General features: G+C 50.9%; 12 protein-coding genes, 1 other RNA gene and 1 pseudogene. 4 read left to right on the top strand and 10 right to left on the bottom strand.

Features of this window, described 5'->3' with window-relative positions:
- Window positions 1–224: 224 nt before the first annotated feature.
- Window positions 225–959, bottom strand: a complete 735-nt coding sequence (locus GVK32_RS24195) for a hypothetical protein (RefSeq protein WP_159873018.1) — start codon at window positions 957–959, stop codon at window positions 225–227.
- Window positions 944–1,363 carry a hypothetical protein gene (locus GVK32_RS24190; protein WP_039316115.1) on the bottom strand — a complete coding sequence of 140 codons (420 nt, stop codon included), beginning with the start codon at window positions 1,361–1,363 and terminating at the stop codon, window positions 944–946. The genes GVK32_RS24195 and GVK32_RS24190 overlap by 16 nt, the downstream gene beginning before the upstream one ends.
- Before the next feature lie 308 nt (window positions 1,364–1,671).
- On the opposite strand from GVK32_RS24190, the pseudogene GVK32_RS24185 reads away from it, so the two are divergent.
- A pseudogene (locus GVK32_RS24185) lies at window positions 1,672–1,950 on the top strand (chloramphenicol acetyltransferase); the annotation flags it as partial.
- 81 nt (window positions 1,951–2,031) lie between these two features.
- Here GVK32_RS24185 and GVK32_RS24180 read toward each other — a convergent pair.
- From GVK32_RS24180 to GVK32_RS24170, 3 genes are all read right to left on the bottom strand, one after another.
- Window positions 2,032–2,634 carry a site-specific integrase gene (locus tag GVK32_RS24180; protein ID WP_126124799.1) on the bottom strand — a complete coding sequence of 201 codons (603 nt, stop codon included), beginning with the start codon at window positions 2,632–2,634 and terminating at the stop codon, window positions 2,032–2,034.
- A 231-nt stretch (window positions 2,635–2,865) separates the two neighbouring features.
- A complete protein-coding gene (locus tag GVK32_RS24175) occupies window positions 2,866–3,645 on the bottom strand; it encodes an SDR family oxidoreductase (RefSeq protein ID WP_159873016.1) in 780 nt (259 codons plus the stop codon).
- Complete coding sequence (locus tag GVK32_RS24170) at window positions 3,645–3,971, bottom strand: nuclear transport factor 2 family protein (RefSeq protein WP_159873014.1); 327 nt, start codon at window positions 3,969–3,971, stop codon at window positions 3,645–3,647. Before GVK32_RS24170 ends, GVK32_RS24175 begins: the two co-directional genes overlap by 1 nt.
- A 90-nt stretch (window positions 3,972–4,061) precedes the next feature.
- Between GVK32_RS24170 and GVK32_RS24165 the strand changes: the two genes are divergently transcribed.
- On the top strand, window positions 4,062–4,388 hold the full coding sequence (locus GVK32_RS24165; RefSeq protein ID WP_159873012.1) for a helix-turn-helix domain-containing protein: 327 nt from the start codon (window positions 4,062–4,064) through the stop codon (window positions 4,386–4,388).
- Window positions 4,389–4,850: 462 nt separating this feature from the next.
- Here the strand turns inward: GVK32_RS24165 and GVK32_RS24160 are convergent, their stop codons facing one another.
- The 4 genes from GVK32_RS24160 to smpB all read right to left on the bottom strand — a co-directional run bounded on the left by GVK32_RS24160 (window position 4,851) and on the right by smpB (window position 11,054).
- A complete protein-coding gene (locus GVK32_RS24160; RefSeq protein ID WP_159873010.1) occupies window positions 4,851–8,480 on the bottom strand; it encodes an ATP-binding protein in 3,630 nt (1,209 codons plus the stop codon).
- Window positions 8,481–8,618: 138 nt separating this feature from the next.
- Window positions 8,619–9,860: an integrase gene (locus GVK32_RS24155; protein ID WP_025107349.1), complete on the bottom strand. Its 1,242-nt coding sequence runs from the start codon at window positions 9,858–9,860 to the stop codon at window positions 8,619–8,621.
- 204 nt (window positions 9,861–10,064) lie between these two features.
- Window positions 10,065–10,428, bottom strand: a transfer-messenger RNA (tmRNA) gene (gene ssrA / locus GVK32_RS24150).
- A 143-nt stretch (window positions 10,429–10,571) separates the two neighbouring features.
- On the bottom strand, window positions 10,572–11,054 hold the full coding sequence (smpB, locus tag GVK32_RS24145) for an SsrA-binding protein SmpB (RefSeq protein ID WP_041146801.1): 483 nt from the start codon (window positions 11,052–11,054) through the stop codon (window positions 10,572–10,574).
- 153 nt (window positions 11,055–11,207) lie between these two features.
- Between smpB and GVK32_RS24140 the strand changes: the two genes are divergently transcribed.
- Both GVK32_RS24140 and GVK32_RS24135 read left to right on the top strand, forming a co-directional pair.
- Entirely contained in the window at window positions 11,208–11,645 is a 438-nt protein-coding gene (locus GVK32_RS24140) for a type II toxin-antitoxin system RatA family toxin (protein ID WP_200842933.1), read from the top strand.
- The gene (locus GVK32_RS24135; protein WP_159873006.1) at window positions 11,635–11,928 is read left to right on the top strand and encodes an RnfH family protein; all 294 of its coding nucleotides are present in this window, start codon (window positions 11,635–11,637) and stop codon (window positions 11,926–11,928) included. Before GVK32_RS24140 ends, GVK32_RS24135 begins: the two co-directional genes overlap by 11 nt.
- A gap of 80 nt (window positions 11,929–12,008) precedes the next feature.
- On the opposite strand, the gene bamE is transcribed toward GVK32_RS24135, so the two are convergent.
- Window positions 12,009–12,350 carry an outer membrane protein assembly factor BamE gene (gene bamE, locus GVK32_RS24130; RefSeq protein ID WP_041146798.1) on the bottom strand — a complete coding sequence of 114 codons (342 nt, stop codon included), beginning with the start codon at window positions 12,348–12,350 and terminating at the stop codon, window positions 12,009–12,011.
- Window positions 12,351–12,388 lie beyond the last annotated feature (38 nt).

Below are 12,388 nucleotides of genomic sequence, written 5' to 3'. Positions count from 1 at the left end.
TTTTGCTCTTGGCTCGGATCTGCCAGAAATCGAGGTCATAAGGTCTGCTTTGAGCGAGCAGCGGAAGTTCGCAACTCCACACCACTACTAATTGACGGTCGTATTGAATACTGGGGGCAGGTCAATGTGCCTATTAGGCTAATGCGAAGCGGCCACGGCGTAAAGGCCAGCTTGTAGGCAATGATCTGATTTTGGGGGAATAAAACCCGCCGAAGAGGGTTTCTTTAAGCTGAAATGATCAACACCAGGTAATAACATTGCTGGATGTTCGGGTTGAAGGGATATTGCTGCCACTTGCTCAACGATGAGGGGTTTAGTTTCCCGATGTCCCAAGGTATGAAGCCTTTTACCCCTTTGGCTCCATCACCTAACTCTTCGACATACTCATGTTTAGCTGCGTTGTAAATATCAACGCGGCCGGCAACGTTGCGAACTGTATTTGCCCATAGGGCTGCCCCATAAACTGTTTGGGTGTTATCGCAGATTAGATGTTTGTGGACTTCCGTCAGATGACGGTAAATCTGCCCCGCCAAACCAGCACCAGCTCGTTCAGGCGTAACATAAGCGCCTCGTATTTGCTTACCTTCAGCTGGGTTTCCGTTTGGGTCTATGAAAGAGAAATTGTCATAAGCAAATCGAGCTATCACTTCAGATTTGTCCTCGTCCTCCATCTCAAGAACCATGATGCGATCAACGATCTCACTGTCCTCCAACCCGTCGTTGTCACGCAAATCGTCGATGTGGCTGGCAATGAACTCAGGATCGGTGAAGGCAACTTCTTCGACTACTGCTATGTGATGATAATCGGCGCTATCGTAGGTTGTTTCCGTTAGGCGGAGAATTACGACGTCGTCAGGCAGGATAAAGCATGATGTGTGTGAAACAAAACTCCCGCCTGGGAAAGACGGGAGTTGGGAAAGATCTTTGGCGTAATTGTCGCCGATTAGAGAAGGTGCCATTCCTTTTTGCAATCCTGATTTTTAGCTTCACGGTGATTGACGTGAGCAGAAAAGTGCTTTTCCATGAAATTAGCAACTGATGTTTCAATCATTCCAATAACTTCGTCGTTTAAAGACAGGTTTGGATATTGCTTTTCAGGCTTCACGGTAAAGCGCAGGTTCTCACCACGAATGGCGATCTCCGCAAATGGCTTAACAACAGTCGTGTCCAGCGCTCGCTTGAGGTCGCTTTTCAGGGTAACGATGAAGTGCTGCGAATCCTTCTGGGTACGGTTCAGCATCCTACGCACTTCAACAGTGTCAGGAAACATAGAACGAGGCTCAAAGCTCGCGATTACACTCGTATTGTCACGAATGGTTTGAATCGAGCGCTGATTCTTCGTTTTAGCTTGTGCGTGTAACATATACCCACCTTAGCCTGGACACCCATGTGTCTCATGGCGATTGCTCCACCCATGTGGAACCTATCAAGTCAGTTGACGCCATCGTCAGCTGTCTATTAAATCTACATAATAGAGTCGTAATATGCAACCACAAAACAGCGAAAAGCCTTTTGTACAAAGGGAAAATAGCTTCTCTGGAGTATGCCGAGACGTCACTGTGATAAGGTGACTTAGCGGGATTTTTTCTCCCAATGGGTAGCATCTTGAACGTTTTGGGAAAGGATCTCACGTTTTGTTTCCTGCGTTAGCTGATCGCCATGGCTAACATAATGGGTAATGATGTATGGATTGGGTACCAAGCGCTGATTATGCCAGGCATTAAGATCGGCAACGTGTCAATCATTTCATCACGTTCAGCCGTTACCTCTGATGTTCCCACTTATTCAATTATCGGTGGTAATCCGGCCAGGGTCATTAAAAAACGCTTCACAGATGAAAACATTCTGGCACTGGAGAAGCTGGCATGGTGGGACTGGCCTGTAGAAAAGATTACCCTAAAACTCACGGCAATCATGTCCGCTGATATTGAAGCACTACTGGACGAATAGATGCTGCCGTTTGTCTTTTGCTTAGTCAGGATAAGTAACATCCGCTTTTGGCACAGGGCTGCTGTTGCAGCCCTGACAACCTTAGACTTCGATCGATTCAGAGATCTCTAATGCATCATCGACTTCAATGCCCAGATAACGGACTGTGCTTTCCAGTTTCTTATGGCCCAACAGAAGTTGGATCACCCGGAGATTCTTGGTTTTCTTGTAGATTAGGTAAGGTTTTGTTCTTCTCATGGAATGTGTGCTGTAAAGCGAATCTTCGAGACCAAGCTTTTCTACCCACCCATGAAAAATTCGGTTGTATTGCCGGGTTGATATGGGCTGGTTAGTTCCGACTCGAGACCGAAACAAGAAGTCTTTACTATGCAAATTGCCAAGCTTTATCAATGCAGCAACAGCTTCTCTTGTCCCTTTGGTTATCTCAAATTGCACAGGGCTACCGGTTTTCTGTTGCAACACCGTAGCTCTGCTTGAAACAGAGCTACCATATGCCACATCAGATACTTTGAGTTTGACCAGATCACAGCCTCGAAGCTTACTGTCCAGGGCCATATTGAACAGAGCTAAATCGCGCGTTTTACCTTCTAGTTCAAGTCGGATTCGTATCCCCCAGATATGAGATATCTGAAGTGGTCTTTTTTGGCCGATGATACGGTCTTTGTTCCACGGTGACGTCTTCATACTCAAATCTCCTGCAATGTGGGAGATTTGAGTATGGTTGTCCCTAATGAGCGAGGAGCGGAAATTGGCGAAGAAGAGAATGGGAGCATGGTATCACCCAGCAGTCTCGTTTAAGACTTCATAGAAAAGCCACTTACGTGGCTTTGAGTTGAGTTCCTGGTTCTGGCACCTTTATCCCGGAGGGCGCAAGCCTATCATTCGCTACCAGAATGAGCCGATTAAGATACTTGTCTATACAGTCGGGATGGTGCCGCCATCTATCACATATTCAGTGCCGGTGATGGCGGCAGCATAAGATGACGCTAGGAAGGCAATGAGATTAGCCACTTCAATGGGTTTTGAAGGGCGACCCAGCGGAATACCCCCGAGTGCCTTCATGATGATCTGCTTACCGCCTTCGTAATCCGTTCCAGCCTGCTGAGCCAGTCGTTCCGCCATTGCCACCGCAGCTTCGGTTTCGATCCAGCCGGGCGCGACGCGAATCACCCGAACTCCCTTCGGCGATACCTCTTTCGACAAGCTTTTGCTGTACGCTGACAGCGCCGCTTTCGCTGCTGCATAGCCGGTGGTGGATTCCGGCAACGGCAGTTCACGCTGGATAGAAGTGACGTGAATGATCACCCCACCTCCCTGCATCAGCATCCCTGGCAACAGCGCGCGATCTAAACGTACCGCGGGCAACAGATTAAGATTGAGTTCCTGTTGCCACTCCTCTTCGCCTAACGCCGCAAATCCACCTCCGGGTGAGGTAGAACCGCCCGCCACATGGATGATGATGTCGATTCCTCCCAGGTGTGCCTGAACGGCCTCCGCTACTGAGGCACACCCTTTGACCGTGGTCAGGTCCGACGCCACGAAGGCGTCTGCAATACATTCCGTGGGCACGTGGCGCGCGGTTGTTAACACCCTGGCACCCTGCTGTTTTAACAGCCCGACCACCGCTTTACCGACGCCTTTGGTACCCGCAGTAACCAGCACGCGTTTACCCTGGAAATCAAGATCCAATGACATTAGAGAATCTCCAGGGTGTTGATCTTGTCGCCGATCAGGCCGAAAGAATGAGTAAGCTTTACCGGGCTACCGGGAAAGTTACCGACGACGTTCGAAGTGACCGTCACCCGGTCACCTTCGTTAAGAACCTTAATGGGTTCAACGCTGTAGTCAAACGTGTCCTGCGCGGCACGTTGCCATGCCGCGATCGCCATGTGGCCCTGATGGGTTTTATTTTCGTCGGTTACGACAGCATCGACGGTAAAACAATCCTTAACTCTGGCGATATCTGCACCATTGCTGATAGAGAAATAGGTAGAAATAGCGTGCGGTAATGTGATTGACATGGCTCAGTACTCCCGTTATTTACAGTACTGTTATATTCAACATAGACTGTGAAATTGACAAGTACGCACGAAAAAGTGAGTGACTGAATTATGAGTAAGTTATATAACCCGGAATCTGCCGCCAGAGGTGTGGAACATGTCCTGCGACTGCTGGAAGGTCGCTGGAAATTGATCATACTTTTTCATCTTTTTGACGGGAAGATACAGCGCTATTCAGATTTTGAAAAACTGATCCCCGGCATTTCGCAGAAAATGCTGGCGCAGCAACTGAGACAGCTGGAAGCCGACGGGATCGTGTCGCGGACGGTCTATCCCCAGGTGCCGCCGAAAGTGGAATATCGACTCACTGAATGGGGGCAAGCGCTGTGCCCTGCTCTCGATGCAATGCTGAAATGGGCGGAAAAACGCGATGTTTAACCAGCCAAAAGCTTAGTCGATTGAGAATTTATCGACGTCCGCTCCTGGCACTAAACGGGCTAAAGCAGACTGATTTGATGAGATAAGGGTATAGATGAATTCTCCATACCCTTAAACGATTACTTCCCAGTTGATTTGCTTGGTTTCAGTCCTGGGGTATTGCCGGGTGTATCCTTATTATCACGTCTGCGTTGATCGGGTTTTCCTGTTGATTTTGCGATTGGTTTTGGACCAGGTTTAAGCCCCATAATCATACTCCTTAGCCATGTCAGAGGTTATTCCTCAGTGTGGATATAAGGGGAGCGGTAAGAATTATCAAGCTTGGATGGGCGGTGAAAAGTGACTGCTTGACTATTATGTGAGCAATGTCAGATTTTAACACATAGCGGCCAGCCCATTACTGAAGTTAACCAAAAATGAGTCGCGATGAGCCCTCAATAATGAGGGCCACCTCGGAGATTGTTAGGCTGATTTCGCCAATTGCCGATGCAGGACCTGAAGGCTAGTTCCCGCCCCTGCCCATGCAGCAGCCGAGCCGACCACATACAGGTTTTGCTTGGCGCGTGAGACGGCTACATTGATTATGTTTGGTGGGCTTGCCGCCCACTGACGTGCCCTTTGCTGACTCGCTTTCGGCGCACCCAGCAACAGGATTACCGTGTCCGCCTCTCGGCCCTGGAACGTGTGGATTGTGCCTACACGATCACGGCACCATTCATCCAGCTTTACGCCGAACGTTCGCAGCAGATTAGTTTCACTGTCGAGACGCCGACGCATGTTCTGCTCTACGATCTTGAATGGTGTGATGATAAATACGTCCGGATTTGTAATGCCCGATGCTGCCAGCTCTTTGAGCATTCGCACAACCGCTTCGCCCTCGTCGGGACACCACTTCGTCTCAGCATCGCCATTGATATCCACCCAGTGAGATCTCCCCAAAGCCGAGCCGATAGATCCGGGTTTTTTAGGCCCGACAGCATGGACCATCTGCCCGGCATAGGCGATGGAGTTAGAAACATCAAACATTGGGTTCTGGCAACGCCTGTGAACGAGCAATGGCAGCCCGACTTCTCGATCACCTACGTCCATGACGAAGGTGGATTTGAAGCGCGATGCCTGATCAGCAAGGGTCTGCGTAGATGCTGCGGGGGCAGACCATTCGACTTGGTCAATGTCAAAGAACTTGCAGATTTCGGCGTTCAGCTTTTCAGGAAGTGAAACTACAGGTGGGATTTGCAACGGGTCACCTACCACGATGGAGCGCTTTGCCCGCATGATAGCTCCAACTGCTGCCTGAGGAACGGCTTGGCCCGCTTCATCTACCAGAAGCCAACCAATGCTCTCTGGTGGCAGATCCCCGAACATCGTCCGAACAGAGGCGAATGTCGTGGACACGGTCGGCACAACCACGAAAAGGCTTGACCAAAGGTCGGGGAGAAGTTCACGGTGAGCGGAAGACTGGAAGGCACCAGCTACCATGCCTGACATCAATAACCCAAGATTGTGTTGCAAGCGGCTGGCCGAAGCATCGATGAACGTTTTATGCACAGTCAGGGCAGCGGCGAAAAGATCCTCCCGCAGGCGATGAACCTCATCGGGAAGCCAGGGTGCAGTGAGGTGGATAGCCTCGTGCTCGCGCTCGAAGAACCTCTCATCAACGACCCTGTCTCCCATACGGTTTCGTGCCTGTGCCTCGGTTGCCTTCAATTTCGAGACAGCCTGACATTTGCTGGAAATTTCCTGGTCGAGTTGCTGTAACTGGGACTCAGTATTGCCCCACTCAGCCCTTGCAAGCTCTAGGGCACCGTCCGTCCCCTGCGCCCGTATGACTGATTGCTGCAAGGTCGCCGAGAGCTTCTGCAGTGTCGATCTCCACGACTTCCAGGCCGCAGTCGCAAACAAACGGGAGAAGAAACCTGGACGGCAAGCAAGATGGCTGTCGAGCATGATCTTGTCCTGCTCGATCTGCGATTTTGCCTTCTCATGCTCTCGTTGGCAGGATTCAGCAGTCTTGTGTGCCTCTTCGACGGCTTCATTCAGACTCGGTCGACGCTGTTCAGCTCTTTGAAGTTCGGTGATCGCTCCCTTGAGCGCCTGGATATCCCGTCGCATCTCTTCGATGCTGGCGATTTCGGCGTCTACCGTCTCCTTAAGTTTAAGAAAGGCGGTTCGCGCTTTCTGCCAGGCCGCAGCAGCATCCGCTTCGTTGGTGCTGGGCCGCTCATTGACAACCACGCTGGGCATCACGCGATCGATGGTTTCGCCAGTTCGCTCGTCCTTGATCTCACGCATGACATTTATGCCGCGAGCTGCTTTCAGGTAGGTAAGGAAACCACCGTCTTCATTCCACCAGAAACCTTGCTGAAACGCGCCTCGGTTGCTGCTCTTGCCGAGAGCTGCGGCGATCAACCCCCAGGTTTCGACAGTGTCGGAGGGGATGTCCCCCTCGGCCTCGGCTTCGAAATAGCCGGCGCGTTTGGGATTCGCAATCAGGTCGCTGATGGACCGGAAGTAGGCGATCTGTTCATGGCGACCATTGGCTTCCTTGAGAGGAAGCTCTTTACTGACGTTTTCGACTGCTTTGTTATTGGAGGAGGCTACGACGATCTCATGGCCCTTCAAGGATGCATGTAACTTGTAGAAGTGCAGGAATGCATTGGAACCGAATGCCAGCTTCTCGCCTGTTGTGGAAAAGGCATCCTGCGGTTTGTTGAAGCCGGACATCGCCGTGGCCCGATCGAGAATGCATCCAACGACGATATCCCGGAGAAGAGTGGTCTTTCCGGTTCCCGGAGGCCCATTGACGCCGATGATACCTGGAGCATCATTCAGCTCAGCACGCGCCGCATTCACGGCAGCCTGTTGAAGCAGCACCAGTGGATGGCCGCCTTTCGAAGGCCAACGAGCCTGCGGCATGAGCGACGGTGCGACGAACGGCTCAACTGCGGAAATGGGCGATAGCACGTCGATTTTCTGGTCAGGTCTTCCAATTCCCATGTAGCGGCGCAAACCGGTTCCGGCTTTGCCCGTCTCGAGCAATTTGGTTGCTTCACCGAGATCTTCAAGATAGAAGGAATTCAGTAACGAAGGTTCAGGCGGCGCCTTAGCCTTGAAATGATGAAACACCTTAATCGCGAATGTGGGTGGCTCAACCAAATGCTCGGGTACACTGAACTGCGATACAAGCCATTTATAAGCGTTATGAACAACATTCAGATCGATCGGTATGGGTTCTCCATCTTTGTTGTGGTGGCGAACCATTCGATCCAGATGCTCGATAATGCGCGGCTCAACATTCGGCCAATTCCCTAAACTCCCAAGCTTCAGATCGAGAGCCGGCTTGAGTGCCCAGGCAAAACTGGACACGGCAACGCCTTTGTCCTCAAGCACAAAGCCTTCTTTGTCGATCAGGATCGAGCCGATGGCCGCTTTCTTACCGTCCGGGCGTGAACGCTCCTCATCCTCGCCAAAAACCTTGACCAGCTCGTCCGTCGCCTTGTCGAGAGCGATGGAGCCGAGGACGACCTCGAAATAAAGCTTATAACTGGGCTTGCTGCGGGCATTTGGTCCCCATGGAACACCTCGCTCCAATAGAGCAACCCTAGAGCGGTCGCCGGTTGCCATATCCTCTGGGCGTTTATAAGCTTGAGGCGACAGTGCTTCGAGGGCTGTCCATGCTGCCAGTATTGCTCGCGCATCATTCGCCTTACCTGATGGAGAAAAAGACGGGATCGGACCAAGGTCGATTTGGTCTTTGTCGAATTGCTCTCGTATGGCAGAGTCTGGGATGGCCTTCAGTTGAAGTTGCTCTTCCGCAGCAGGCGAATTGTGGGGCACAACTCGAGAAGATTGAATGGACACCGAATCGGGATGGTGTGTTGATGGGCTGGAAGCCGACATGGCGACCACGCTGTGGCCGCTTAGTGCAAATAGAGATTGCTCGATTTTAGCCGTCAGCGTCCGCGCCCTGGCAGTGTTGCGAAAGGTCAGCTCGCTCAACAACTGTTCAAGTTCGCTAACATTGTTGCTGGACTGCTCGAAGATTGCTTCCAGATCGAAGATTGATTTTTGCGCATACTGCCGTGTCTTCATTTATTTCTGCGGCTCCATATCCCTTCAATTAAGAGATATTATGCTAATTAGTTTGATTTCTAAAACTATTAGCTTTCGCTTGAAATATAAATTCTCATCTGGCCCACTACTAAAGTGGGAACTGTCATTAATTATCCGTCATCCCGTTAAACGCTCTCCCCTCATACCTCCCACAATCATACTTCCGCGATCAGCAGCCATAACAAAATCAGCCCACCATTGCATCATCGGTCGCCGTTGCTCAAGGTAATCACTGCGGTTATAAGCGCGACGTACCTCATTCTTATCCACATGTGCCAATGCAGCTTCAATAACATCTGGTGGAAAGCCTTGCTCATTAAGGGCTGTGCTGGCGATAGAACGCAAACCATGTGAAACGAGCACGCCACCAAAACCTGCACGTTTTAGCGATGCGTTAACGGTCTGGCTATTCATTGGTTGCTTTGGTTTGATACGGCTGGGAAAGATAAATTCTCGGTTGCCGCTTAATGGTTTCATCACTTCCAAAACAGCAATTGCTTCATCTGACAATGGAACAGTATGGTCGCGGTTCATTTTCATGCGTGCTGCAGGAATCTTCCACTCTCGCGCTTCTATGTCTACCTCTTCCCAGCGAGCTTCAGCCGCTTCGGCAGGGCGGGTAATAGTAAGAAGTTGCCACATGAACAGGCAGCGTGTGGAAAGGCTAATGCTGGCTGTTCGCATTGTCTGCATCAGTTGAGGTAGCTGGTCCGGTCGAATGCTGGGCATGTTCTTTTTCTGAGGCTTCTCGAAGGCTTTACCGATATTAACGCTGGGAACAGCATCAATCAGCCCTGTGTTTTGGGCATAGATCATGACCTCATTAATGCGTTGGCACAGTCGACGAACGGTTTCCAGTGCTCCTCTGGCCTGAACAGGTTGAACGGCCTGAACCAGTGTGTGAGCTTTAATATCTGTAACGCTAACGTCCCCAATTGCAGGAAAGACATCTCTCTCAAGAGAGCGCCAGATATCTTCTGCATAGTCCGCTGTCACGCTTGCTTTCTTCACATTCCACCAACGTTCAGCTACGAGCTGGAAAGTATTGGTTTTGGCTTCAATTGAACTGCGCAGTTGTTCCTGCTGATGTTCCTGGGGATCAATTTGTTTCGCCAGAAGAGAGCGGGACTCTGCCCGATAGTTTCGGGCATCGGCAAGGGTAACTGACGGGTAGGGGCCTATGCTCTTCTTCGCACGTTTCTTAGTGACAGGGCGAATGTAGCGAAACTGCCAGATTTTACTTCCGCTGGATTTGATTAGTAGCTCAAGGCCATCACCATCATAGAGAACGTAGTCCGCTTCCTTGGGCTTAGCAGATTCAATTTCTTTAACGGATAGAGGTTTGGTTTGTCTTGCCATTGCCGGGTTTCCATAGTTTTAGGCACCTCAAAAACAATAAAGCTTTATGAGGTGCCTAACAAGGTGCCTAAAAGGTTCGGATTTAATTAGTCGGCATCAGACTTCGCGGGACAAAATGAGGGCACAAAAAAGCCCGCAGGGCTTGCGCCGTGCGGGCTCTTAGGACTTCATCGGATGACTCTGGTAATCACCGATGGAGAATTTTGGTGGAGCTGGCGGGAGTTGAACCCGCGTCCGAAATTCCTACATCCTCGGCACTACATGCTTAGTCAGTCTTTACATTCGCCTGGCACCTGCGGACAGACACGCCACTACCAGACTAGCCTGATTAGTTTTAACGCTTCAACCCCAGGCAGGGTATTCACGCGATCTCTTTTGGATTTGACCTCTCTTTGATCCCCGTCTTAAGAGCGGAAGCTAGGGAGAGAGGGCTCAGAGCAGGTTATTAAGCTGCTAAAGCGTAGTTTTCGTCGTTTGCGACTATTTTTTTGCGGCTTTTTACGAGGCCAACCGCCCCTCGGCATGCACCTTGGGTTTCGCGAATCCCGTCGAATCCAGAATCAGCCCCAATGTGTTAGAACAAGTATAACAGATTTATGTACAGGCTTACCAGTCCCCGTTCGGTGGTTTATGGCGCCTGGTTGGGCAAAAAAGCAGCATCAACAACGATATAGCACAAGGGCCAGCTTAGCTGGCCCTTAGAGGAGGAGATTAGCGTCCGGCGTGTTTCATAATGCGCGCTTTATCTACCGCCCATTCGCGGTCTTTCAGATCGGTACGCTTGTCGTGCTGTTTCTTACCTTTCGCCACGCCGATTTTGACTTTGCACCAGGCGTTTTTCCAGTACAGCGACAGGGCAACGACGGTATAACCTTCCCGGTTAATACGGCCGTACAGCGCATCGAGCTCACGCTGATTCAGCAGCAGCTTACGGGTGCGCGTCGGGTCACAGACGTAGTGGGTTGAAGCCACGGCCATTGGCGTAAAGTTGGCACCAAACAGATAGGCTTCGCCGTCCTTCAGGATCACGTAGCTATCGCCGATGTTGGCTTTGCCGGCGCGCAGAGATTTGACTTCCCACCCTTGCAGGGCAAGACCCGCCTCGTATTCATCTTCGATAAAGTATTCATGACGGGCGCGTTTATTCAGCGCAATGGTGGCTGATCCAGGTTTGTGTGATTTTTTCTTAGTCATAGTGTCCTGAAGTCATCGCTTATCTTATACATAGTTACCTCAATCCATCCTGCGAGGTGTAACGCGTTATCTTAGCACGAGTTGTGGCACAGCGTTTTTTTTAGCAGCAGATAAATGATATTATTTGCGCCGTGTTTAAATGTGGAACTTGCTATGCCTCAGATTAGCCGTACCGCGCTGGTGCCGTTCAGCGTGGAGCAGATGTATCAACTCGTAAACGATGTGAAGTCCTACCCTGATTTTTTGCCAGGCTGCACCGGTAGTCGCGTGCTGGAGTCCGGGCCGACGCAGATGATGGCGGCGGTTGATGTGTCCAGGGCAGGCATCAGCAAGACTTTCACAACGCGAAATACGTTAACCAGCAACCAGAGCATCCTGATGAGCCTGGTTGATGGCCCGTTTAAATCGCTTATTGGCGGCTGGCGGTTTATTCCGCTGAGTCCGGAGGCGTGCAAAATCGAATTCCATCTCGATTTTGAGTTTACCAATAAGCTGATTGAAATGGCGTTTGGCCGCATCTTTAAAGAGCTGGCGCTCAACATGGTGCAGGCGTTTACCTCCCGTGCCAAAGAGGTTTATCGTGTCGGCTAAAATCGTCGTTGAAGTCGCCTATGCCTTGCCTGAAAAGCAGTATCTGCAAAGCGTAAAGCTGGAGGAGGGGGCGACCGTCGAACAGGCGATTATTGCCAGCGGGCTTCTGGCTCTACGCGACGATATCGACATTGCGAAAAACAAGGTGGGAATTTATAGCCGCCCGGCTAAGCTGCACGATGAGGTTCATGACGGCGATCGGGTGGAGATTTACCGGCCGCTGATTGCAGACCCGAAAGAGCTTCGGCGCCAGCGGGCAGAAAAAAAGAACGACGAGAAGTAGTGCCGGTTGACATAAAAAAAGCGCTCAATGAGCGCTTTTTGCGTTTCCAGAGCGGTATGACTACCGCCGCGGTCTGCGCATCAGTCTTTGGTCAGAGCCGGTTTGTTATCAATGTTGGTTAACACACCGCTGCTGTTAAAGGTCAGTGTGAGGGTCTGCTGGGTAATTTTTTCATGCCCAGGCTGCTGACGGAAAACGTAGAACCAGGTGTTAGTGCCAAACGGATCCGACATCATTGGGGTACCCAGAGCATAAGCAACCTGCTGTTGCGTCATGCCGACACGAATTTTTGCTACATCGTTAGGTGCCAGATAGTTACCCTGGTTGATGTCAGGACGGTAAACCACTCGTTCCAGAGTGGAACAGCCTGCGGTCAACATAAGAAGAACCGCTGCGGCAGCAGTCAGCGTTTTACAGCGCATAGTGATTTGATTCCTTTTCGGGCCCGAGCAGTACGTGG

The organism is Klebsiella sp. 18074, assembly GCF_902705905.1.
GTDB lineage: Bacteria > Pseudomonadota > Gammaproteobacteria > Enterobacterales > Enterobacteriaceae > Klebsiella > Klebsiella terrigena.
Note: the sequence above shows the minus strand (reverse complement) of the source record. Positions and strands in the feature narration are given on the sequence as shown.

Excerpts from the sequence above, each read along its gene's own strand:
- GVK32_RS24140 (WP_200842933.1), top strand. The coding sequence starts at position 11,208 with ATGCCTCAGATTAGCCGTACCGCGCTGGTGCCGTTCAGCGTGGAGCAG.
- GVK32_RS24175 (WP_159873016.1), bottom strand. The coding sequence starts at position 3,645 with ATGTCATTGGATCTTGATTTCCAGGGTAAACGCGTGCTGGTTACTGCG.
- smpB (WP_041146801.1), bottom strand. The coding sequence starts at position 11,054 with ATGACTAAGAAAAAATCACACAAACCTGGATCAGCCACCATTGCGCTG.
- GVK32_RS24195 (WP_159873018.1), bottom strand. The coding sequence starts at position 959 with ATGGCACCTTCTCTAATCGGCGACAATTACGCCAAAGATCTTTCCCAA.
- bamE (WP_041146798.1), bottom strand. The coding sequence starts at position 12,350 with ATGCGCTGTAAAACGCTGACTGCTGCCGCAGCGGTTCTTCTTATGTTG.
- GVK32_RS24190 (WP_039316115.1), bottom strand. The coding sequence starts at position 1,363 with ATGTTACACGCACAAGCTAAAACGAAGAATCAGCGCTCGATTCAAACC.
- GVK32_RS24180 (WP_126124799.1), bottom strand. The coding sequence starts at position 2,634 with ATGAAGACGTCACCGTGGAACAAAGACCGTATCATCGGCCAAAAAAGA.
- GVK32_RS24160 (WP_159873010.1), bottom strand. The coding sequence starts at position 8,480 with ATGAAGACACGGCAGTATGCGCAAAAATCAATCTTCGATCTGGAAGCA.
- GVK32_RS24155 (WP_025107349.1), bottom strand. The coding sequence starts at position 9,860 with ATGGCAAGACAAACCAAACCTCTATCCGTTAAAGAAATTGAATCTGCT.
- GVK32_RS24170 (WP_159873014.1), bottom strand. The coding sequence starts at position 3,971 with ATGTCAATCACATTACCGCACGCTATTTCTACCTATTTCTCTATCAGC.
- GVK32_RS24165 (WP_159873012.1), top strand. The coding sequence starts at position 4,062 with ATGAGTAAGTTATATAACCCGGAATCTGCCGCCAGAGGTGTGGAACAT.